Below are 18,364 nucleotides of genomic sequence, written 5' to 3'. Positions count from 1 at the left end.
GGGGGAGCGCGGCGCAAATAGGTTCGTGCTTCGCGCACGCCGCGCCCGGCGGCGGCCCGGTTCGCCGGTCCCCGCCCGAACCCCGGTTCCCGAGGACGGTCGCGGTCCCGGGAGCAGAAACGTCCTTATACCCCGCTGTTGTGGGTCGGACAAGGGATGTCCCTCATCGAGCTCATCGCGGGCGTGGAGGCGCACGAGGCCACGCTGACCGTGTTCAACGCCGATCCGGCGGTGACCGACGAACTCCGGGAGCACTTCGCCGACCGCAACGTCCGGATCGTCGACGACCAGACCGCCTCGGGCCCGGAGGAGTTCGCCGTCCTCGCGCGGGACGGGGAGTTCGTCACGGCCGTGACCGTCGACGAACTGCTGTCGCGGCCGGGCGAGGGGGAAACGGCGGCCACCGGCGTGGGAGTCGCCGAGTCCGACGAGGGAGGCGGCGAATCGAGGGAACGAGGCGGCGCGGGTGACCGCGTCGGGCGGCCGGTGTTGGACCACCTCGACGAGACGATGTTCACCTCCTACTCCCGGGAGGACATGGTCGCCGCGTCGAGGGAGATCGAGGACCGCGCGTGGCGGGTCGGCGACGGCGAGCTCCACGCGGGGTTCCAGACGCTCGACGTGCTCACCGGCGAGGCGGACACCTACGACCTGCTCGGCGAGAAGGAGCGGCTCGACGTCCACGCGTACGCGGCCGACGAGGGCGACGCGCCCGACGTGGAACACTACACCGTCCACGTCGGCGAGACCGCCGAGATCCGCGAGACGTGGTTCGTCGCGTACGACGGGGGCGGCTACGACGAGGCGAAGTGCGCGCTGCTCGCCGAGGAGCGCGCGCCGGGCGAGTTCTACGGCTTCTGGAGCTACGACCCCGAGACCGTCGATTACATCATCGACTACCTCACGGAGCGGTACGGCGGCTCGGAGCAGACGGACGACGGCGGCGCGACGGTGTGACCGCCCGCCCGTCCCCGGCGACCGCGTGGCTGTCGGCCGCGACGGTCGTCGCGGCGGTCGCGACCGCGGGGAGCCTCTGGTTCAGCCTCGGACTCGGGCTCGTGCCCTGCGACCTGTGCTGGTACCAGCGGATCCTCATGTACCCGCTCGTCGCGGTCCTTGGGGTCGCGACCGTCGAGCGGCGGCCCGCGGTCTGGCGGACCGCGCTGCCGCTCGTGTCCGTCGGCCTCCCGCTCGCCGCGTACCACTCGTACCTCCAGGCGACGATGACGCAGTGTACGGTCGGCGGCCCCTGTGCGACCGTTCAGTGGCAGAGCCCGCTGCTCGGGCTCACGATCCCGAACCTGTCGCTCGTCGCGTTCGGACTGCTCGCGGTCGCGCTGGTCGGGCTCCGGCGACGCGTCTGAGAAAGGGCAGTCGAGGGGAAACGAGAAGGTCGGGCGGGGCGAGCGGGCCGGTCAGTCCTTCCGCTTGACGACGTCGCCGAGCGTCATCGTGCCCGCGTCGTCGGTCTCCCAGTCGGCGTCGTCGGCCGACTGGCCCTCGACCAGGGAGATGTCGAGCGCGCGTTCGAGCTTCCGCTGGACCTCGTCGGTCGGGAGGGTGTCGCCGCGTTCGAGCTTGCGGATGAGGCTCGCCTTCTCGTTGAGCTGGTCGGCCAGCTCCTCCTGGCTCAGCCCGCGCGACTCGCGGGCCTCCCGGATCCGCTCGTCGTAGTCGGTGGCGATCTCGTCCATGTCGTCGAACATGTCGCGGCGGCGGGTCGAGCTCCCCGAGGAGCCACCGGAGCCCGAGGAGCCGGACGACGAGGACGACTTCCCGGTGCTGGAGCTGGTGGAGTACTTGCCGCCGCCGGAGCTCGTCGACTCGTCGCGGACCTCGGTGCCGAAGTCCGTACACGAGCTACAGAGCTCCAGTTCGGCGCCTTCGACCTTCGTCGTCGTCAGCGAGGCCTCCTCGGCGCCACACATCTCACACTGGGGCATACGCGACGCTAACGCTCCCGTTGGTATAAAGGGTGTGCCGCGGCGTCGCGGGGAGGGTCCGCGGCGCGTCGCCCGCCGCCGACCGCGCGGCCGCAATCGTGCCGCGGCCGGTACCGACTTGTCACCGGGGGCGGGAGAGTGGGTATGGACGTCCACGTCACGCGCTCGACCCTCCGAGGGACCGCCCGCGCGCCGCCGTCGAAGAGCTACACGCACCGCGCGCTCCTCGCCGCGGGGTACAGCGACGGCGCGACCGTCGAGTCGCCGCTCGTCTCCGCCGACACGCGGGCGACCGCCCGCGCGGTCACCGCGTTCGGCGGGGCGGTCGCGCCCGCGGGGGCCGACGGCGGAGCCGAGGCCGAGCCGGACCTCGCCGACGCGCTCGCCGTCGAGGGGTTCGGCGGCCGCCCCGTCGTCCCGGACGACGTGATCGACTGCGCGAACTCGGGGACGACGATGCGGCTCGTCACGGCCGCGGCCGCGCTCGCCGACGGCGCCACCGTCCTCACCGGGGACGGGTCGCTGCGCTCGCGGCCGCAAGGTCCGCTCCTCGACGCGCTCGGCGACCTCGGCGTCCGCGCGGAGTCGACGCGGTCGAACGGGCAGGCCCCGCTCGTGGTCGCCGGCCCGCTCGCGGGCGGCGAGGTGGCGATCCCGGGCGACGTCTCCTCGCAGTACGTCACCGCGCTGCTGATGGCCGGCGCGGTCACCGACGAGGGGGTCGAGGTCGAGCTCACGACCGAGCTCAAGTCCGCGCCGTACGTCGACATCACGCTCGAACTGCTCGCCGACTTCGGCGTCGAGGCGACGCCGGTCGACGCCGACGGCGACCCGCTCGACGGCGCCGCGGGCGCGGCCGGCTTCTCGGTCCCGGGCGGGCAGACGTACGCGCCGAGCGGCGGGACGTACGCGGTGCCCGGCGACTTCTCGTCCATCTCGTACCTGCTCGGCGCGGGCGCGGTCGCGGCCGACCCCGGCGAGGCGGTCCGGATCGAGGGCGCGCGACCGAGCGCGCAGGGTGACGCCGCGATCGTCGGAATCGTCGAGGAGATGGGCGCGGCCGTCGACTGGGACCGCGAGGCCGGCGAGATCGCGGTCGAGCGCGCCGACCTCACCGGCGTCACCGTCGACGTGGGCGACACCCCCGACCTCCTCCCGACGATCGCCGCGCTCGGCGCGGTCGCGGACGGCGACACCCGGATCGAGAACTGCGAGCACGTCCGCTACAAGGAGACGGACCGCGTCTCGGCGATGGCCGAGGAACTCGGAAAGATGGGCGCGGAGACCACGGAGGAGCCCGACGTGCTCACGGTCCACGGCTCCGAGAGCGACCTTCGGGGCGCGACGGTCGACGGCCGCGGCGACCACCGGATCGTGATGGCGCTGTCCGTCGCCGCGCTCGCGGCCGAGGGGACGACGACGGTCCGCGGCGCCGAGCACGTCGACGTCTCGTTCCCCGGCTTCTTCGACGCGATGGCCGATCTCGGGATGGACGTCGAGCGCGAGGGAGCCGAGTAGAACTCGTACGCGTCGAAGCCCCGCTCCCGACAAACGGCGGCGTAACCGACCGCGTCTCAGGGCGCTCGGGCGCGTGGGTCCGACAGAATTATTGTCAGAGAATAAGGGTATAAGTCGTGGACGTACGCGAACCGGAGAGCGCGGCGGAGGTTCGGGCCGGAAGGGAACTGACCGTTCGGGCGTGGGCGGAGGGCTACGGGGACCTCCTCTCGCCGGACGCGCTGTCGACGATAGAGGAGGTGATGCTCGACCAGGACTTCGAACAGGAACACGCGGAGTTCACCGGGTCGGAGGTCGACAACCGCGCGCTCGTCGCGGTCGCCGACGACGGGGCGGGTGGTTCGACGACCGTCGTCGGCTGGGCGACCCTCGTGTGGGACGACGAGTGGACCGGCGAGTTCGTCGGCGACGACGAGGCGGAGCTCCGGGCCTGTTACGTCGACCCCGAGCATCAGGGCGCCGGCGTCGGGGGCGCGCTGGTCGAGGCGGTCCTGTCGCGCGTTCCGACGGGGTACGATCGCCTCGTCTTGGAGGCGTTCGAAGCCCACGACGAGAGCCGCGCGTTCTACGAGGGGCAGGGATTCGAGCCGCGCGCGACGGGCGAGATCGTCGTGGTCGGCGAGTCGAACCCGTCGGTCGTCTACGCGCGGGAGTGCTGAGCGCGGCGGACGGTGCCGCGACCCGCGCCGAGCGGGGCCTCGGGGCCCGCGCGATCGCCTTCTCGGGACCGACGGGTACAGGTGTCCGCCGAAACGAAACGGGCATATGGACGACATCGACGTCGAGCCCGTCGACCGAGTCGACGGGCCCGAAGACGAGGGGGGAGACGGCGCCGCCGTCGAGCCCGCGGAGACGGACGAGGCGCTGACCGTCGACGACGACCTCGCCGACCTCCCGGCGGGCGTCGACGCGCCCGACTACGTGCTGTACGGCGGGAAGGGCGGCGTGGGGAAGACGACGATGGCGGCCGCGACGGGGCTCGCCTCGGCCGCGGGCGGCGTCCGGACGCTCGTCGTCTCCACCGACCCCGCGCACTCGCTGTCGGACACCTACGAGACGGAGATCCCGGCAGAGCCCGCGCGCATCCGCGAGGACCTGCCCCTGTACGCCGCGGAGATCGACCCCGACGCCGCGATGGAAGAGGGGATGTTCGGCGCCGACGCCGACCCGCTCGGCGGGCTCGGCGAGATGGGCGACGCGATGGGCGGGATGGGCCCCGGCGGCGAGACGGGCGACGAAGCCGGCGAGGGCGAGGGGCTCGGCGGCCTCCTCGGCGGGACGATGCCGGGCGCCGACGAGGCCGCGGCGATGCGCCAGCTGCTGGAGTACCTCGACGACCCGCGCTTCGACCGCGTCGTCGTCGACACCGCGCCGACCGGCCACACGCTCCGGCTGCTCCAACTGCCCGAGATCATGGACTCGATGCTGGGGCGCGTGATGAAGCTCCGCCAGCGCTTCTCCGGGATGATGGACGGACTCAAGGGGATGTTCGGCGGGGGCGACGACGAGCCCGACCCGTCGGCCGACCTCGACGAGCTCCGCGAGCGCATCGAGCGCCTGCGGGCCGTCCTCCGCGACCCGGCGAAGACCGACTTCCGCGTCGTGATGATCCCCGAGGAGATGAGCGTCGTCGAGTCCGAGCGGCTGGTCGCGCGCCTCGACGAGTTCTCGATCCCGGTGGACACGCTCGTCGTGAACCGGGTGATGGAGGGCGTCGGCGACGTGACCGGCGGGAGCGGCGCGGGCATCGACCCCGACTGGGTGGTCGAGCCGAACCCGGACACCTGCGAGTTCTGCGCGCGCCGCTGGGAGGTCCAGAAGAACGCGCTCCGCGAGGCCACCGACCTGTTCCGCGGCCGCGAGGTGAAGCGCGTGCCGCTGCTCGCGAACGAGGTGCGCGGCGAGGCCGCGCTGCGGGTCGTGGCCGCCTGCCTGAGCTGAGCGGCGCCGGCCGATCCGACCTCGCGCCCGTCGCCGCTACTCGGGCGCGCTCCCGAGGATCCGGTCCCGGACAAGCTCCGCGACCCCGGTGAGGTGCGCCTGTCCGAACAGCCCGACGAGGACCGCGCCGATGGTGTTGTAGGTGAGGTCTTTGACGGTGTCGTCGAGGCCGTGCTGCGCGAGCGGCATGTCGATGCCCGTCTCCGTCGCGACGATGTCGAGCCCGAACTCGAACAGCTCCCAGAGCACGCCGAACGCGAGCACGACGACGACGATGAAGACGAACGCGAACCGCGGCGGGATGCGGATGCCGTCGCTGTGGAGGTCGACGGCCCGGAGCGTCGTGTACCCGACCGCGGCGACCAGCGAGGCCGACAGCGCGTGAGTCATGTGGTCCCACCACTCGACGCGGGCGTAGAACCCGGCGGACCCGACCGTGTGGAGGAACACCGCCATCGTGATCCACAGGGCGAGCCACGGGTCCAGGGGGAGGTCGTACCGCCGTTCCAGCGTCGCCGGGACCAGCGTGACGAGGAAAGCGATGATCCCGTTGCTTATGGCCTTCTGCTCGCCGGCGAGGAAGCCGTAGGCCACGATGGCGATCAGGAGGACCTGCATCGCGCCGGTGAGGCGCCGCTGCGACCGGATGGAGGGGCGCGGGAGGAGCCTCATCGCCGCACCACCCGTCGGATGGCGCGGCGGAGGCGGCGCCCGCGGCCGCGGAAGTAGCCGTCGAAGAGGAGCCCCGCGGCGAGCCCCGCCAGCGTGACGTACAGCCACTCGATCATCAGCGCGTCGTTCGTCGTGAGGTACGCCGTCCCGCCGCGCAGGTCGAGGTTCCAGCGCAGCACCGTCCACACCGCCGCCGTCGCCAGCGTCGCCATCACGACGAAGACGACCGCGAACCAGTGGGTCACCCGCAGCGACGTGAACATGTGGAGGTCGACGGTGACCACGAGCGCCAGCGCCGCGATGGCGACGTAGGTGGCGAACGTCCCTAGCTCGCCGCCGAACACCGCGCGCACGAGGACCGGCAGCAGCGCGAGGCCGACCAGTTCCGCCGGCAGCATCGCCCGCCAGTCCCGCGCCGCGACCGTCGGCGCGAGGACGACCGCCCCGAGGCCGACGACGATGACCGCCGAGAGGAGGTCGTAGTCGAGCGCGCTCTCGACGAGCACCCCCGCCAGGACCGCGATCATCGTCCACGCCGCGAGCGCGTTGAACCGCCCGTCGCGGACCAGCCGCGCCAGCCGGTCCTCGACGGTCTCCGGCTCCCCGGCGTCCCGCTCGGCGCCGTCGTCGCCGCGGCGGCGTCGGTCTCCGTCCATACCCGGTAGGGAGACCGGCGAGGGTTATAACCTGTTGCTCCGGCCCGGGCACCGACCGCGGAGCGCGGCCCGTCGGGGCGGTCGCACGGCGAACGGACGACCTTTTAGCCCACACGACCGTCCGATCGGTATGAACTGCCGGCGGTGCGGGACCCCGTTAGAGAAGCCCGGGGACTACTGTCTGACCTGTAACACCGCCAACGCCGACGCCGTCGTCGCCGAGTTCGAGCCCGACCGCGCGCACCTGACGCTGCTGGACGAGGACGACGTCGTGGGGGAGACGACCGTCACCACGCGCCCGGAGGACCGGGAGCGGCTAAGCGAGGTCCAACTGCGGAACTTCGCGGGCCGCGTGGCCGACGAGATCCGTCGGAAGCGCCCCGAGACCGTCTACGCCGCCGGGGAGCGCGAGCCGCTCCGCGAGACGCGCGCACAGCTCCACCACGAGTTCTACCGCGTGCCGGACGGCGGCGCGAGCGAGGGCGCCCACGACGGGGCCGGAACCGCGGGCGACCCCTCGGACGACGACCGCGAGGCGGACGTGAGCCCGGTCGTTCGCTGGGTCCTCGACCGCCGGGGGGACCGGTCGCTCGCGGTGGTCGAGACGCCGCCGCGGGAGAAGATCGGCGGCTCGCACTCGACGCTCATCGGCGACCGCAAGGGGCGGAAGGCCGTCCAGACCGTCGCGGAACACCCGCACGTCAAGAAGATCGTTCCCGGCCCCATCGACGCCGGCGGGACGGGCTCGCGGACCGGCCTCCGAGCGAAGGCGACGCGCGCGGGGACGAACGGCAACGTCCGACTGCTCCTCCGGGACGGCTCCAGCGTCCAGGAGAACCGGATCGTCACCACGGCGATGGACCGCGAGACCGGCGAGCGCGTCCGCGAGGACCTCAACGAGGCGCTCCGTGACGCCGAGCTCCAGGACGCGTAAGCGCGGGGCCGCCGCCGGGCGGGGGCGGTCGTCCGCCGCGCGCACCGACGGTCGGATCCGTCCGTCGATGCCCCGATCCCGGGCGTGACGGCCGGAGCCGTCCGCTGCTGTCCGCCCCTTCTTCGCGGGCTTTTTCACGAAATCGGCCGTTTCGAGCGACGTGAGTTCCCTCGTCACGCTCGGTGCGGGCGTCGTCTTCGGCCTGGCGCTCGCGGCGCCGCCCGGGCCGATGAACGCGGTGATCGCCGAGGAGTCCGTCCTCCGCGGCCGCCTCGCCGGCTTCCGGGCCGGGCTCGGCGCGGCGACCGCCGACGCGATCTTCTTCGTCCTCGCGTACGTCGGCGTCGTCGCGGTCGTCGAGTCGTTCCCGCTGTTACAGGGCCTCATGGTCGCGGTCGGCGGCGTGCTGATGCTGTACTTCGCCGCCGGGGCCGCCCGGGGGGCCCGGGAGTCGTTCCGGCCGACCGCCGGCGAGGAGCCGATGGTCGCGGAGGGGAAGGGGTTCCGCAAGGCGCTGGTGCTCGCCCTGACGAACCCGTACCAGGTGCTGTTCTGGCTGACGATCGGCGTCGGGCTGCTTCAGCCGGGCGAGCTCGACGTGCTCGCGCGGCTCCCCGTGGTCGGGAGCGACCTCGCGGGGACGCTCGTGGTCGCGACCGGCTCGCCGGCGCTCATCGGCGGGTTCTTCCTCGGCGTGCTGACGTGGATCGTCGGCTTCCCGACCGGGCTCGTCGCCGCCGAGCGCCGGATCGAGACGTTCGCGCCGATCGTCGCGGTGCTGTCCGCGGTCGTGCTCGCCGGGTTCGGCGTGTACTTCCTCTACGACGCGGCGACGACGCTGGCCGCCCTCGGCGCGTAGCGGGCGACCGCTCGCGCCCGCCGCCCGGCCGCGTCCGCGCGGCCCGCGACGCGCATGGACAACGGCTTTGACCCGTCGGCGCGACCGCCCGATATGTTCGAGAAGACGACGTGGATCAAGCTCCCGCGGAACGTCCTCGTGGGACACGACGTCATCGACGACCTCGGCGAGGCGGTCGGCGAGCTCTACCTGACGGGGCGGCCGCTGATCGTGACGAGCCCGACGCCGAACGAGATCGCCGGCGACCGCGTCCGGGCGCAGTTCGACGACCCCGCGACCGCCGTCGTCGAGGACGCCTCCTTCGACGCGGTCGAGGAGCTGAAGGCGACCGCCGAGGCGGTCGACCCCGGCTACCTGATCGCCCTCGGCGGCGGGAAGCCGATCGACATCGCGAAGATGGCCGCCGACCACCTCGACGTCGGCTTCGTCTCCGTCCCGACCGTCGCCTCCCACGACGGCATCGTCTCCGGCCGCTCCTCGATCCCCGAGGGCGACACGCGCCACTCGGTCGCGGCCGACCCCCCGCTCGCCGTCGTCGCGGACACGACGCTGCTCGCTGAGGCGCCGTGGCGGCTCACCACCGCCGGCTGCGCCGACATCATCTCCAACTACACCGCCGTGAAGGACTGGCGGCTCGCCCGCCGCCTCCGCAACGTCGAGTACAGCGAGTACGCGGGCGCGCTCTCGGAGATGACCGCGGAGCTGCTCGTCGAGAACGCCGACATGATCCGCCCGGGCCTAGAGGAGTCGGCGTGGGTGGTCGTGAAGGCGCTCGTCTCCTCCGGCGTCGCGATGTCCATCGCGGGCTCCTCGCGGCCCGCCTCCGGCGCGGAGCACCTCATCTCCCACCAGCTGGACCGCATCGCGCCCGGCAAGGCGCTTCACGGCCACCAGGTCGGCGTCGCCTCGATCATGACGGAGTACCTCCACAGCGGCGAGAACGGGCGGTGGGCGGCGATCCGCGACGCGCTCGCCGAGCTCGACGCCCCCACGACCGCCGCCGAGCTGGGGATCGACGACGCCGAGCTGATCGCCGCCCTGACGAGCGCCCACGAGATCCGCGACCGCTACACGATCCTCCAGGGCGGGATCAACGAGTCGGCCGCGGTAGAGGTCGCGACCGCGACGGGTGTCATCGACGAATGACCCCGCCTCGGGCGCGCGGGCCGTCGATCGGTCCCGGCACGGGGCGGGCCGCGACCCCCGCCCGCTTCCGGCGACGGCGGCCGCGCTCGAAAGGCCAATAACGCTCCCGGGAGTACACCTGATATGTCCACCGCCAGCGTTCGCGAGCGGGCCAAGGAGCGGGCCACCGCCATCACCGTCCTCCTCACCGTCGTCGGCTACGGCGCGGTCGGCGGCGTCTTCCTGGTCCCCGAGTTCCAGGCGCTGTTCCCGACGCTCACGCAGGAGACCGTGAACCTCCTCGCGCACGCCATCGCCGTCGTCAACACGTTGGCCGTGATCAGCCTCTCGCTCGGGTGGTACTGGATCCGCAACGACGAGGTGAAGAAGCACGCCGCGGCGATGACGACCTCGTTCGCGCTCATCCTCCTGTTCCTCGGGATGTACCTCCCGAAGGTCGCCGGCGGCGGCACCAAGGAGTTCGTGCTGGACTCGTCGTACGCGTGGGTCCCGCTGTGGGACTGGGTGTACCCGGCGTACCTGCTCATGCTCGCGATCCACATCGTCCTCTCCGTGGTCTCGGTGCCGGTCGTGCTGTACGCCATCGTCCTCGGGCTCACTCACACGGAGCGGGAGCTTCGGAACGAGACGCCGCACCGCCGCGTCGGCCGGATCGCGGCGAGCGCGTGGATCCTCTCGCTCGTCCTCGGCGTCGTCACCTACCTCCTGTTGAACCACCTGTACGACTCGACGTTCGCGGCCGCCGAGGCCGCGACGGCCCTGCTTCCGGCCGTGCCGGTCTGACCGCTCCCCGCCGACCCGCCGGCCGGACGCCCGCTTCCGGCCGCCCCCGCCGCCACCGAAACGCTTGAGCGGCGCCCGCGACACCGCTACCCATGACCGACTGGATCGGCGAGACGTTCACGAGCGACGCGGGCTGGAACCACCTCACCGACCTCGTCGACGTCGGCGACCGGATGGCCGGGTCCCCGGGCGAGCGCGAGGGGCTGGAGCTGACCCGCGACGCGTTCGCCGACGCCGGCGCGCGCAACGCCGCGGTCGAGGAGTTCGAGATACAGGGCTGGGAGCGCGGCGACAGCGCGGTCCGGGACGCCGCGAGCGGCGACCCCGTCGCGGTCGGCCCGAACGCCTGTATCGCGCTGCCCCGGAGCCCGAGCGGCGAGGCGGCCGGCGAGTTCGTCGACCTCGGCTACGGCGTCCCCGAGGACTTCGAGGCCGACCTGGAGGGGAAGGTCGTCATGGTCTCGTCGGACACCCCCGACTCCGTCGACCGCTTCATCCACCGCCGGGAGAAGTACTACCGCGCGGTCGACGCGGGCGCCGCCGCCTTCGTCTTCGCCAACCACGTCGAGGGGACCCTCCCGCCGACCGGCAGCGTCGGGACCGCGGACGACCCGATCGGCGCGGTCCCCGCGGTCGGCGTCTCGAAGGAGGTCGGCGCCCGCCTCGCGCGCCGGAACGAGGGCGACGAGCTCGCAGTCGCGGTCGACTGCGAGACCCCGACCGCGACGAGCGGGAACGCCGTCGCAGAGCTCGGCCCCGACACCGACGAGCACCTGATCGTCTCCTCGCACGTCGACGCGCACGACCTCGCGCAGGGCGCGATGGACAACGGCGCGGGCACGGCGACGATAGTCGAGGTCGCGCGGGCGCTCGCGAGGCGCGAAGACGAGCTCGGCGTGCGGGTGCGGTTCGCCGCGTTCGGCGCCGAGGAGGTCGGGCTCGTCGGCTCGTCGGTGGCCGCCGAGGCGGCCGACAGGGACGCGGTCCGCGCCGTCGTCAACGTCGACAGCAACGTGTTCGGACGGACGCTCCGCGTCGACCACCACGACTTCGACGCGCTGGCGGCGGCCGCCGAGCGCGTGAGCGACCGCTTCGATCACCCGATCTCGACGGGCGAAGCGCTCGTCCCGCACAGCGACCACTGGCCGTTCGTGAAGCGAGGAATTCCTGGGTACATGATCTCCGGCGAAACCGAGGGGCGCGGCCGCGGGTGGGGTCACACCCACGCGGACACGCTCGACAAGCTGGAGTCGCGGAACCTCCGGGAGCAGGCGATCCTGCTGACCGAACTGGTCGTCGACCTCGCTGAGGCCGACGCGTCGATCCCGCGCCGGGACACCGACGAGATCGCGGCGGCGCTCGAAGCGGAGGGGAAGGCGACGGGTATGAAGCTCACCGGCGACTGGGCGTTCTGAGGCGGCGAAAGCGGGGAAAACGGGACGCAGGTTGGGGGTTCGTCAGGCGACGACGAACTGGTTCCAGAACCCCTCGACGAGGAAGAACAGCGCGAAGTACGACGACCAGATCAGCACGACGAGCGAGGCGGCGATCGAGCTCTTCGGCGCCTCGATCTCCATGTCGTTGCGGGCCTCGACGTTGCGGGCCTCCAGCTCGAAGAAGTCGGCGATGAACATCGCGAGCACGAGCACGGAGAGGATCGTCCCCCGCACGGGCGCGGTGAGGATGAACACGAACGAGAGGAGGACGAGCCCGACGTTCGTGAAGACGTGGGGCGTGTACGCCTCCACGCTGTCGGCGTCCTGACCCTGTTCGACGTGCCGCCTGTGCGCGAGGTGCCGGGTCGCGAGGTTCGCGACTGTCATCACGAATATCGCGTACGGCAGCGCCGGCCCGGCGGCCGACAGCCAGTCGAGGGGTACGAGGAACTGCAGTGGGTCCATATCCACCATTTCCGTTCACGACGTATTAGAGTGTTTCCGATCGGCGCTCAGGCCGCGGGGCGGGTGACGCCGCCGCGGACGGGGGACGGGCCGCCGGTCACTCCGCCGTCGGGGCGAGGAGATCGACCCGCGCCGCGACCTCGATGGCGACCGCGCGGTGCGGCTCGACGGTCCCGCGCCGCGTCCCGTCGACGACCAGCGCGACCGGCTCCTCCTCGCGCTCGACGGTGACCCTGACGCCGCCGCTCGCGACCCAGGTGTCGGGTCGCGTGGTGAACGGCGAGACCGGGACGACCGCGAGCCCGCCGCCCGGCGACACCACCGGCCCGCCGGCCGCCGCCGCGTACCCGTCGCTGCCGAACGGCGTCGCGACCACGGCGCCGTCCGCGCGCACCGACGCCGACTCCCCGTCGTCGAGCGCGATCTCGAACTCGGAGATCCGGGCCGGCGCCGCCGTCACGAACGCGACGTCCGCGACCGCGACCCGGCGCTCGCCGTCGCCGGCGTCGTCGACCGCTAAGAGCGGGTGCCCGACGCGGGAGAACCCCTCGACCGCGTCCGAAGTGTCGTCGAGCCCGTCGACCACGGTCGCGACCCGCTCGGTCGCGCGGTCGGGGTCGACCGCGTGACGGCCGCCGCCGACCGGGAGGACCGGCGCCGGCCGCGCGTCGCTCGCCGCCGCGCGCATCGCCTCCCGAAGCGCGGCGTCCCCGACCGCGACGACCGCGTCCGCCGCGGAGCGGTCGACGAGGCGGGCGCCCGCGGCGGTCGCCGCCGATCGGATCGCCGCCGCCGGGTCGCCGTCGCCGAGAACCGCGAGGCCGCGCGTCGGCTCACTCATGCGCGAGGGTGGGACGAGCGGCGGTGAAAAGCTCTCGGTTCGTCGGCGGACACCTTGGCGTCGCTCGCGGGGGAGCGAAGCGGAAGGAGAACGGAGACGAGAGGTGAACGGTTCAGTTCGCGGCCGCGTCGTCCTCGCCGTCGTTGAGGGCGTCGCGGAGCTGGCGGCTTGCGGGGATGAGGACCCAGAACGTCAGCGCGCCGAGGATCATCAGCCAGAACAGCACGTCGCCGGCGAGCAGGCCGACCTCGCCGTACGCCGTGTTCACGCCCTCCGCCGGGTTCACGAGCTGCGAGATCTGGTAGTACGACGGCGTCCGGTACCAGCCGCCGAAGGTGATCCACCCGAGACCGCCGATCGTGAACAGGGCGAAGCCCTTCATGAACTCGTCTGCCATTATCTCACGTTTCGCTGGAGTCGTCTTGAGACTTTCCCATCCCTTGTCCGCGGAACCGGGTCCCGAGCACGTACACGGCGGTCCCGAGGACGATGAAGCCCACGCCGGTGATGGCCATGATCGCGACGAGCACGTCCTCCGGCGGGAGGATCCCCGCGTTGTCGAGCAGGTAGACGATGGTCGTCCGGACGAAGCTGATCTGGAGCGTCGCGGCGTCGATGAGCGTGAACCCGATGAAGTACGTGACGACCGCGGCCAGCGTCGAGAAGACGGTGACTGCCTTGTACAGCCGGAACGGGACGACGACCTCCCGGCCGCTCGGTCCGTCCCGCGGGCCGGTCGGCTCGTTGCGCGGGTCGGCGTCGTCGTCGGCCGCGATCGGGTCGCCGGTCTCGTCGAACGCCTGCGAGGCGTCGCCGTCTGTTGAGGATGACATGTGTGACACGGGAAGGCGGAACGGTGACCGCGACCGCGCGTCGGTCACGGGGTCGCGGCGGGCGGGTCTCGGCCGCTTACTTCGGCGGGCGCAGCATGTAGTACCGGCGGTTGAGGTCGTACATGTACCCCTCGCGCATCGTCTTCAGCACCGCGTAGGTGATGACGCCGCCCGCGATGGGCAACATGAACACGAGCGAGAACAGCAGCTCGAGCGGGACCGAGAAGAAGTTCTGGATGGCCAGCACCGCCAGCGTGATCGCCAGGATGACCCCGGTCACGCCGAGCGCGGCCCAGCCGGGCTCCTCGACGGGGCGGCGCGCGTTCCCCTTGTTGAGGAAGGGGACGAGCGTGATGACGCCGAAGATGGCGCCGTGGGCCACGAGCCCGTACAGCTCGTTGGACATGACGATGTTCCCACCCAGCACGGCGAGCTCGGGGTTGATCGGGCTGAGCTTCAGCAGGCCGAACGACCAGTAGAGGTACCAGTCGGGCAGGATGATCGCCGGCGTCGACCCGGGGTTCGCCGGGTCCCCGAAGTGCGAGGGGAGGATCGAGGCCACGAGCAGGATGACCCCGAGGAAGAACGAGGTGATAGCGAGGTTGCGGATCGTCTCGTGGGGCCACGTCGGGAAGCCGAGCACGTCGCGCTCGACGTACGTCGACTCCGCGCGCAGGTCCTCGTCCTCGCGCCGGGAGCGCTCGAAGTACTGGTAGGTGAGCTGGGCGAGCCCCTGGCTGCGCTCCTTCCGCTCGGACCAGGTCGGCGTCTCGTCGTCCGGCGGGACCGTCGCCGGCGGCCCGCCGTCGGTCCGCGCCTCGTCGTCGGTGCCTCCGTCCGTCATGGGGGTGGTGTCGTCGGTCATTGGATTAGTGCGGCTCCGCGATGCCCTGCACCCAGACGATGCCGACGTGGATCGCGATGAGCGCGGTGACCACGAACGGCAGCACGAACACGTGCAGGATGTACATTCTCACGAGCGTCGCCTGTCCGAGGGTGAACCCGCCGAACAGCAACTGGGCCGCCCACTCGCCCACGATGGGGGTCGCGAGCGCCAGTTCGACGCCGATCTGCGCCGCCCAGAAGGACAGCTGCTTCCACGGGAGGACGTACCCGGAGAACCCGAACAGCAGCGTCAGGGCGATGAGCACGACGCCGAGGATCCAGTTGACCTCGCGCGGCTCCTTGTACGCGCCGGTGAAGTAGACGCGCAGCATGTGGAGGAACACCGCCGCCACCATGAACTGCGCCGCCCAGCGGTGGATCGACCGGAGCATGAAGCCGAACTGGACGTCCTGCATGATCATCACCATCGAGTCGTACGCAGCGGTCGGGTCGCCCTGCGCCGCCGCCCCCGCGGTCGACGGCGCGTAGTAGAACCCGAGCATGGCGCCGGACACCGCCGCGAGCAGGTACGCGATGATGGAGAGGGACCCGAGCGAGTACAGCGGGTACCAGTACCAGAACTTGTTGTCCAGGTCGTACTGTTCGGTGTGGCTCTTCGGCATCTGGAGGTTCGCGCGGTAGTACATCGTCTCCAGCAGCTCGAGGTAGTCGACGATGCGGAGCCGCTTGTCCAGCCAGATGAGCGTGGTCAGGAACGCCGTCTCGATGGCGGTGAGGTCCTGGCTCTTGAGCCACGCGTTGTGGTCCATGTCGTCTTGTTTTTTCAGACTCATTGTCGGATCACTTCTTGTAGTACGGGTACACCGCGCGTTTCAGCGTCTCCGCGAGCCCGCCGGTGTCGATGCCTTTGCCTTCCTTGTCCTCCTCGCGGACGTACAGGTCCTCCCACTTGCGGCGGCGCTTCTTCACGATCATCACGTCCGGAAGGAACTCTTTCCGGTACAGGAGGAGGATGAACGCGAGATCAATAAAGATGAAGGCCAGGAGCGCGCCGACGTACATGTTCCCCGCCTCCGTCGACGCCCACGCGGACATCAGCCCGTAGGTGAAAAGCGAGACGAAGACGACCTCGATGACCGTGAGGAGGACGATCGCGATCGCGGCGGCGGTGCTCTCGCGGGCCGGCTCGTACCGGTGGATGTCCCCGTACGAGGAGTTGCCGGAGCTCATCTCGCACCCCCGTGGCCGGTGTGGGCCGACTCGCCGTACTTGAGCATGTAGAACGTGAACACGAACGTCATCCCGATGCCGAGCATCGCGGAGATGCCGACCCAGTGGGCATGGAGGGGGACGCCGACCTTGGCGATGTCCTCCGGCCACCCGGTGTTCGCCCCGCCGGTCTCGACGGTGGCGACGTCCTCACCGACGGCGATGCCGCCGTGCATGCCGACCGCGGTGTGGGGAACGCAGTGGTAGTGGGTGATGCCGGCGTCCTCGCTCGACGTCTCGTACTCGTAGGTGTACCCCTCCTCGCCGACGGGGTCTCCGCTGTCGAGGCTGGCCGGGCCGCCGTCGTCGACGGTCTGGACGTTGTGGTCGCCGCCCGCGCCCGTCCACTCCCAGGTGATCGTCGTCCCCTCGTCGACCCAGACCAGGGTCGGGTCGAACGCGAGGCCGTTGCTCCCGGCGCCGACCGAGATGGTCACCGAGTCCTGCCCGCGGGCGTCGGTGTACGACCCGCCGTTGCCGCTCGACGCGCCGCTCGGCCAGTCGGGCTGTACCTCCTGTGCAGCCGCCGTTCCGGTCGCCCCGGCGGAGGCCGCGACGGCGGCGGTCGCGCCGCCGGCCGTCCGCACGAAGTCCCGCCTTTTCATACGGTTTCACTCAGGACGGGCCCCGCTTAAACCCTCCGACTGAAACCGCCGACGTGGAGGAGGTTGGAGGGGCTGAGACGGCCGAAATCGGCGTAATTACTCGTCTCGGTCGCGGTCGGTCGCGGCGGCGTCGCGGTCGGTCACGACGCCGTCCTCCACGGGCACGAACTCGGGGCGCTCCTTCGCCTCGCGGAGCGCCCGCAGCCGCTCCCGGTACTCCTCCGAACGGAACCGGTCGGAGAGCCGCGCGTTCGCCACCATCGCGAAGAGGAAGACGCCCACCAGCAGGAAGACGATCCCCATCACCGGAGCGACGATGGTTCCGAGGTCGGCCACGGCGCTCGCGACGAGGAGCGCCGCGCCGGCGAGCACCTGGATCGCGGCGACGACCTGTACCACGAGGTTGCCGAACTCGCCGGAGCCCTCGGGGACGCTGTCGGGGTGCGGGAGCGACCAGTCCTCCGGCGGCTCGGGCACCTCGTACGAGTCCATCGCCGCGAGCGCGACGACGGGCTCGATGTCCCGGAGCACCGTCCCCTCGCCGCGGACCTCGCCCGTGGGGCGGATGATCGCGTACCCCTCGTCGGAGTAGACGAGGATGCGTTCCTCGCCGTCCTCGCGGACGCGCTCCAGGACCCCGAACACGTCCCGGGTCGCGATCCGGGACTTCAGCTCGGCGTCGACGCGGTCTAAGAGTCGGTCGCCGGTGATCCACGTGTCGGGGTCGAACGCGGCGTCCCACTCCTCGGCGCTCATCCGGGCCATGTCGGACGGGCCGAAGTCGTCGAAGTCGTACTCCGACTCGACGCGCTCGCGGAGGGCCTCGATGTCGGCCTGGTCGTTTCGGGTCCCCTCGTCGGCCGTCGAGCTCCCTCCGTCCTCGCCCGTCGGTCCGGGGTCGTCCGGACCGTCGGGAGCCGGATCGGCCGACTCCTCCGGCGGCGACTCCGACTCCGAGCGCGTCGAGGTGTCCTCCATCACCCCGGCGGTACGTGCTCCTGACGCTAACTGTTTTCGTCCGCGCCCGGCGGCCGGGAAGACGCGACGGGAGCCGGGCGACCGCGTCGCCGGACGCGGATCGCGGGGCTTTACGCGCCGGAGCACGTACCCGACGACATGGTCGACGAGTCGGTCATCGCGGCGCTCGCCGGGGTGTCCGTGACGACGAGCCTCCCGTTCCTCCTGTACGGGGCCTGGATCATGATCGACGCGGAAACGGTGTCGTGGAACGTGCTGATGCGGCACCTCCGGTACATCCTCGTCGGGCTGGTGCTCACGACGGTCCCCATCGTCACTTGGATGATCCCGCGCGTCCTCGACCAGGTGAGCGGGATGGCGATCCTCCACGCGTTCTTCGGGGTTCAGGCGTACGCCCTGCTGGCGTTCGCGCTCACCGGCATCGTGCGGATCTTCCAGGCGAAGCGGAACGCGGACGCCTACGAGGACCCCAGCGTGGACATCGACGAGCTCCACGAGGACATGGGCCACTGGCGGAAACGCCTCAGGGCCGGCGTCGCGGGGTTCATGCTGCTGTGGCTGTGCGCGTGGGTGACCGGGCTCTACCGGCTGGTCACGCTCCACTTCGGGTCGGCGTTTTAGGCCCGGTCTCCCCGACCG

The 18,364-nt window shown here is 71.5% G+C and carries 23 protein-coding genes; 11 read left to right on the top strand and 12 right to left on the bottom strand.

Annotated features, from left to right (window positions below; translation table 11 throughout):
• Positions 1 to 156: 156 nt before the first annotated feature.
• Complete coding sequence (locus EXE44_RS13135; RefSeq protein ID WP_137717523.1) at positions 157 to 957, top strand: DICT sensory domain-containing protein; 801 nt, start codon at positions 157 to 159, stop codon at positions 955 to 957.
• Positions 954 to 1,364, top strand: coding sequence for a disulfide bond formation protein B (locus EXE44_RS13130; RefSeq protein WP_137717522.1), 411 nt, complete (start codon positions 954 to 956; stop codon positions 1,362 to 1,364). The genes EXE44_RS13135 and EXE44_RS13130 overlap by 4 nt, the downstream gene beginning before the upstream one ends.
• Positions 1,365 to 1,415: 51 nt before the next feature.
• Here the strand turns inward: EXE44_RS13130 and EXE44_RS13125 are convergent, their stop codons facing one another.
• Complete coding sequence (locus tag EXE44_RS13125) at positions 1,416 to 1,943, bottom strand: multiprotein bridging factor aMBF1 (protein ID WP_121561834.1); 528 nt, start codon at positions 1,941 to 1,943, stop codon at positions 1,416 to 1,418.
• A gap of 144 nt (positions 1,944 to 2,087) precedes the next feature.
• On the opposite strand from EXE44_RS13125, the gene aroA reads away from it, so the two are divergent.
• The 3 genes from aroA to EXE44_RS13110 all read left to right on the top strand — a co-directional run bounded on the left by aroA (position 2,088) and on the right by EXE44_RS13110 (position 5,402).
• Complete coding sequence (aroA, locus tag EXE44_RS13120) at positions 2,088 to 3,461, top strand: 3-phosphoshikimate 1-carboxyvinyltransferase (protein ID WP_137717521.1); 1,374 nt, start codon at positions 2,088 to 2,090, stop codon at positions 3,459 to 3,461.
• A 116-nt stretch (positions 3,462 to 3,577) separates the two neighbouring features.
• On the top strand, positions 3,578 to 4,120 hold the full coding sequence (locus EXE44_RS13115) for a GNAT family N-acetyltransferase (RefSeq protein WP_137717520.1): 543 nt from the start codon (positions 3,578 to 3,580) through the stop codon (positions 4,118 to 4,120).
• 106 nt (positions 4,121 to 4,226) lie between these two features.
• Complete coding sequence (locus tag EXE44_RS13110; protein ID WP_137717519.1) at positions 4,227 to 5,402, top strand: TRC40/GET3/ArsA family transport-energizing ATPase; 1,176 nt, start codon at positions 4,227 to 4,229, stop codon at positions 5,400 to 5,402.
• Between the two features lie 36 nt (positions 5,403 to 5,438).
• On the opposite strand, the gene EXE44_RS13105 is transcribed toward EXE44_RS13110, so the two are convergent.
• On the bottom strand, positions 5,439 to 6,074 hold the full coding sequence (locus tag EXE44_RS13105) for a hypothetical protein (RefSeq protein WP_137717518.1): 636 nt from the start codon (positions 6,072 to 6,074) through the stop codon (positions 5,439 to 5,441).
• Positions 6,071 to 6,730 carry a hypothetical protein gene (locus tag EXE44_RS13100; protein WP_137717517.1) on the bottom strand — a complete coding sequence of 220 codons (660 nt, stop codon included), beginning with the start codon at positions 6,728 to 6,730 and terminating at the stop codon, positions 6,071 to 6,073. The genes EXE44_RS13105 and EXE44_RS13100 overlap by 4 nt, the downstream gene beginning before the upstream one ends.
• 130 nt (positions 6,731 to 6,860) lie before the next feature.
• On the opposite strand from EXE44_RS13100, the gene EXE44_RS13095 reads away from it, so the two are divergent.
• The 5 genes from EXE44_RS13095 to EXE44_RS13075 all read left to right on the top strand — a co-directional run bounded on the left by EXE44_RS13095 (position 6,861) and on the right by EXE44_RS13075 (position 11,867).
• On the top strand, positions 6,861 to 7,664 hold the full coding sequence (locus EXE44_RS13095) for a DUF2103 domain-containing protein (RefSeq protein ID WP_137717516.1): 804 nt from the start codon (positions 6,861 to 6,863) through the stop codon (positions 7,662 to 7,664).
• Between the two features lie 160 nt (positions 7,665 to 7,824).
• Entirely contained in the window at positions 7,825 to 8,523 is a 699-nt protein-coding gene (locus tag EXE44_RS13090) for a LysE family translocator (protein ID WP_137717515.1), read from the top strand.
• A 93-nt stretch (positions 8,524 to 8,616) separates the two neighbouring features.
• The gene (locus EXE44_RS13085) at positions 8,617 to 9,669 is read left to right on the top strand and encodes an NAD(P)-dependent glycerol-1-phosphate dehydrogenase (RefSeq protein ID WP_137717514.1); all 1,053 of its coding nucleotides are present in this window, start codon (positions 8,617 to 8,619) and stop codon (positions 9,667 to 9,669) included.
• Positions 9,670 to 9,792: 123 nt separating this feature from the next.
• Positions 9,793 to 10,452: a DUF420 domain-containing protein gene (locus tag EXE44_RS13080; RefSeq protein ID WP_137717513.1), complete on the top strand. Its 660-nt coding sequence runs from the start codon at positions 9,793 to 9,795 to the stop codon at positions 10,450 to 10,452.
• A gap of 92 nt (positions 10,453 to 10,544) precedes the next feature.
• Positions 10,545 to 11,867, top strand: coding sequence for a M28 family peptidase (locus EXE44_RS13075; protein ID WP_137717512.1), 1,323 nt, complete (start codon positions 10,545 to 10,547; stop codon positions 11,865 to 11,867).
• Positions 11,868 to 11,909: 42 nt separating this feature from the next.
• On the opposite strand, the gene EXE44_RS13070 is transcribed toward EXE44_RS13075, so the two are convergent.
• From EXE44_RS13070 to EXE44_RS13030, 9 genes are all read right to left on the bottom strand, one after another.
• Positions 11,910 to 12,353, bottom strand: coding sequence for a hypothetical protein (locus tag EXE44_RS13070; RefSeq protein ID WP_137717511.1), 444 nt, complete (start codon positions 12,351 to 12,353; stop codon positions 11,910 to 11,912).
• Positions 12,354 to 12,450: 97 nt separating this feature from the next.
• Complete coding sequence (locus tag EXE44_RS13065; protein ID WP_137717510.1) at positions 12,451 to 13,194, bottom strand: NAD(+)/NADH kinase; 744 nt, start codon at positions 13,192 to 13,194, stop codon at positions 12,451 to 12,453.
• A gap of 112 nt (positions 13,195 to 13,306) precedes the next feature.
• Positions 13,307 to 13,591, bottom strand: coding sequence for a hypothetical protein (locus EXE44_RS13060; protein ID WP_137717509.1), 285 nt, complete (start codon positions 13,589 to 13,591; stop codon positions 13,307 to 13,309).
• A 4-nt stretch (positions 13,592 to 13,595) separates the two neighbouring features.
• Positions 13,596 to 14,027: a hypothetical protein gene (locus tag EXE44_RS13055; RefSeq protein ID WP_053771623.1), complete on the bottom strand. Its 432-nt coding sequence runs from the start codon at positions 14,025 to 14,027 to the stop codon at positions 13,596 to 13,598.
• Positions 14,028 to 14,103: 76 nt separating this feature from the next.
• The gene (locus EXE44_RS13050; RefSeq protein ID WP_137717508.1) at positions 14,104 to 14,892 is read right to left on the bottom strand and encodes a cytochrome bc complex cytochrome b subunit; all 789 of its coding nucleotides are present in this window, start codon (positions 14,890 to 14,892) and stop codon (positions 14,104 to 14,106) included.
• Between the two features lie 4 nt (positions 14,893 to 14,896).
• Positions 14,897 to 15,706 carry a cytochrome bc complex cytochrome b subunit gene (locus tag EXE44_RS13045; protein WP_053771625.1) on the bottom strand — a complete coding sequence of 270 codons (810 nt, stop codon included), beginning with the start codon at positions 15,704 to 15,706 and terminating at the stop codon, positions 14,897 to 14,899.
• A gap of 7 nt (positions 15,707 to 15,713) precedes the next feature.
• Positions 15,714 to 16,103: a hypothetical protein gene (locus tag EXE44_RS13040; protein WP_137717507.1), complete on the bottom strand. Its 390-nt coding sequence runs from the start codon at positions 16,101 to 16,103 to the stop codon at positions 15,714 to 15,716.
• Positions 16,100 to 16,747, bottom strand: a complete 648-nt coding sequence (locus tag EXE44_RS13035) for a halocyanin domain-containing protein (protein ID WP_137717506.1) — start codon at positions 16,745 to 16,747, stop codon at positions 16,100 to 16,102. Before EXE44_RS13035 ends, EXE44_RS13040 begins: the two co-directional genes overlap by 4 nt.
• A 96-nt stretch (positions 16,748 to 16,843) precedes the next feature.
• Positions 16,844 to 17,725 carry a hypothetical protein gene (locus EXE44_RS13030; RefSeq protein ID WP_137717505.1) on the bottom strand — a complete coding sequence of 294 codons (882 nt, stop codon included), beginning with the start codon at positions 17,723 to 17,725 and terminating at the stop codon, positions 16,844 to 16,846.
• A 138-nt stretch (positions 17,726 to 17,863) separates the two neighbouring features.
• On the opposite strand from EXE44_RS13030, the gene EXE44_RS13025 reads away from it, so the two are divergent.
• Positions 17,864 to 18,346 carry a hypothetical protein gene (locus tag EXE44_RS13025; RefSeq protein ID WP_053771629.1) on the top strand — a complete coding sequence of 161 codons (483 nt, stop codon included), beginning with the start codon at positions 17,864 to 17,866 and terminating at the stop codon, positions 18,344 to 18,346.
• The last annotated feature ends 18 nt before the right edge of the window (positions 18,347 to 18,364 follow it).

Source organism: Halorubrum sp. SS7, assembly GCF_005435055.1.
GTDB classification, from domain to species: Archaea; Halobacteriota; Halobacteria; order Halobacteriales; family Haloferacaceae; genus Halorubrum; species Halorubrum salinarum.
The sequence above is the reverse complement of the archived record's forward strand: the minus strand, read 5'-3'. Positions and strand labels throughout refer to the sequence as shown.

Coding starts and splice junctions, on each gene's coding strand:
- EXE44_RS13135 (WP_137717523.1), top strand. CDS start 157: ATGTCCCTCATCGAGCTCATCGCGGGCGTGGAGGCGCACGAGGCCACG.
- EXE44_RS13035 (WP_137717506.1), bottom strand. CDS start 16,747: ATGAAAAGGCGGGACTTCGTGCGGACGGCCGGCGGCGCGACCGCCGCC.
- EXE44_RS13095 (WP_137717516.1), top strand. CDS start 6,861: ATGAACTGCCGGCGGTGCGGGACCCCGTTAGAGAAGCCCGGGGACTAC.
- EXE44_RS13060 (WP_137717509.1), bottom strand. CDS start 13,591: ATGGCAGACGAGTTCATGAAGGGCTTCGCCCTGTTCACGATCGGCGGT.
- EXE44_RS13050 (WP_137717508.1), bottom strand. CDS start 14,892: ATGACCGACGACACCACCCCCATGACGGACGGAGGCACCGACGACGAG.
- EXE44_RS13125 (WP_121561834.1), bottom strand. CDS start 1,943: ATGCCCCAGTGTGAGATGTGTGGCGCCGAGGAGGCCTCGCTGACGACG.
- EXE44_RS13075 (WP_137717512.1), top strand. CDS start 10,545: ATGACCGACTGGATCGGCGAGACGTTCACGAGCGACGCGGGCTGGAAC.
- EXE44_RS13080 (WP_137717513.1), top strand. CDS start 9,793: ATGTCCACCGCCAGCGTTCGCGAGCGGGCCAAGGAGCGGGCCACCGCC.
- EXE44_RS13085 (WP_137717514.1), top strand. CDS start 8,617: ATGTTCGAGAAGACGACGTGGATCAAGCTCCCGCGGAACGTCCTCGTG.
- EXE44_RS13070 (WP_137717511.1), bottom strand. CDS start 12,353: ATGGACCCACTGCAGTTCCTCGTACCCCTCGACTGGCTGTCGGCCGCC.
- EXE44_RS13065 (WP_137717510.1), bottom strand. CDS start 13,194: ATGAGTGAGCCGACGCGCGGCCTCGCGGTTCTCGGCGACGGCGACCCG.
- EXE44_RS13100 (WP_137717517.1), bottom strand. CDS start 6,730: ATGGACGGAGACCGACGCCGCCGCGGCGACGACGGCGCCGAGCGGGAC.
- EXE44_RS13025 (WP_053771629.1), top strand. CDS start 17,864: ATGGTCGACGAGTCGGTCATCGCGGCGCTCGCCGGGGTGTCCGTGACG.
- EXE44_RS13040 (WP_137717507.1), bottom strand. CDS start 16,103: ATGAGCTCCGGCAACTCCTCGTACGGGGACATCCACCGGTACGAGCCG.
- EXE44_RS13105 (WP_137717518.1), bottom strand. CDS start 6,074: ATGAGGCTCCTCCCGCGCCCCTCCATCCGGTCGCAGCGGCGCCTCACC.
- EXE44_RS13055 (WP_053771623.1), bottom strand. CDS start 14,027: ATGTCATCCTCAACAGACGGCGACGCCTCGCAGGCGTTCGACGAGACC.
- EXE44_RS13030 (WP_137717505.1), bottom strand. CDS start 17,725: ATGGAGGACACCTCGACGCGCTCGGAGTCGGAGTCGCCGCCGGAGGAG.
- EXE44_RS13045 (WP_053771625.1), bottom strand. CDS start 15,706: ATGAGTCTGAAAAAACAAGACGACATGGACCACAACGCGTGGCTCAAG.
- aroA (WP_137717521.1), top strand. CDS start 2,088: ATGGACGTCCACGTCACGCGCTCGACCCTCCGAGGGACCGCCCGCGCG.
- EXE44_RS13110 (WP_137717519.1), top strand. CDS start 4,227: ATGGACGACATCGACGTCGAGCCCGTCGACCGAGTCGACGGGCCCGAA.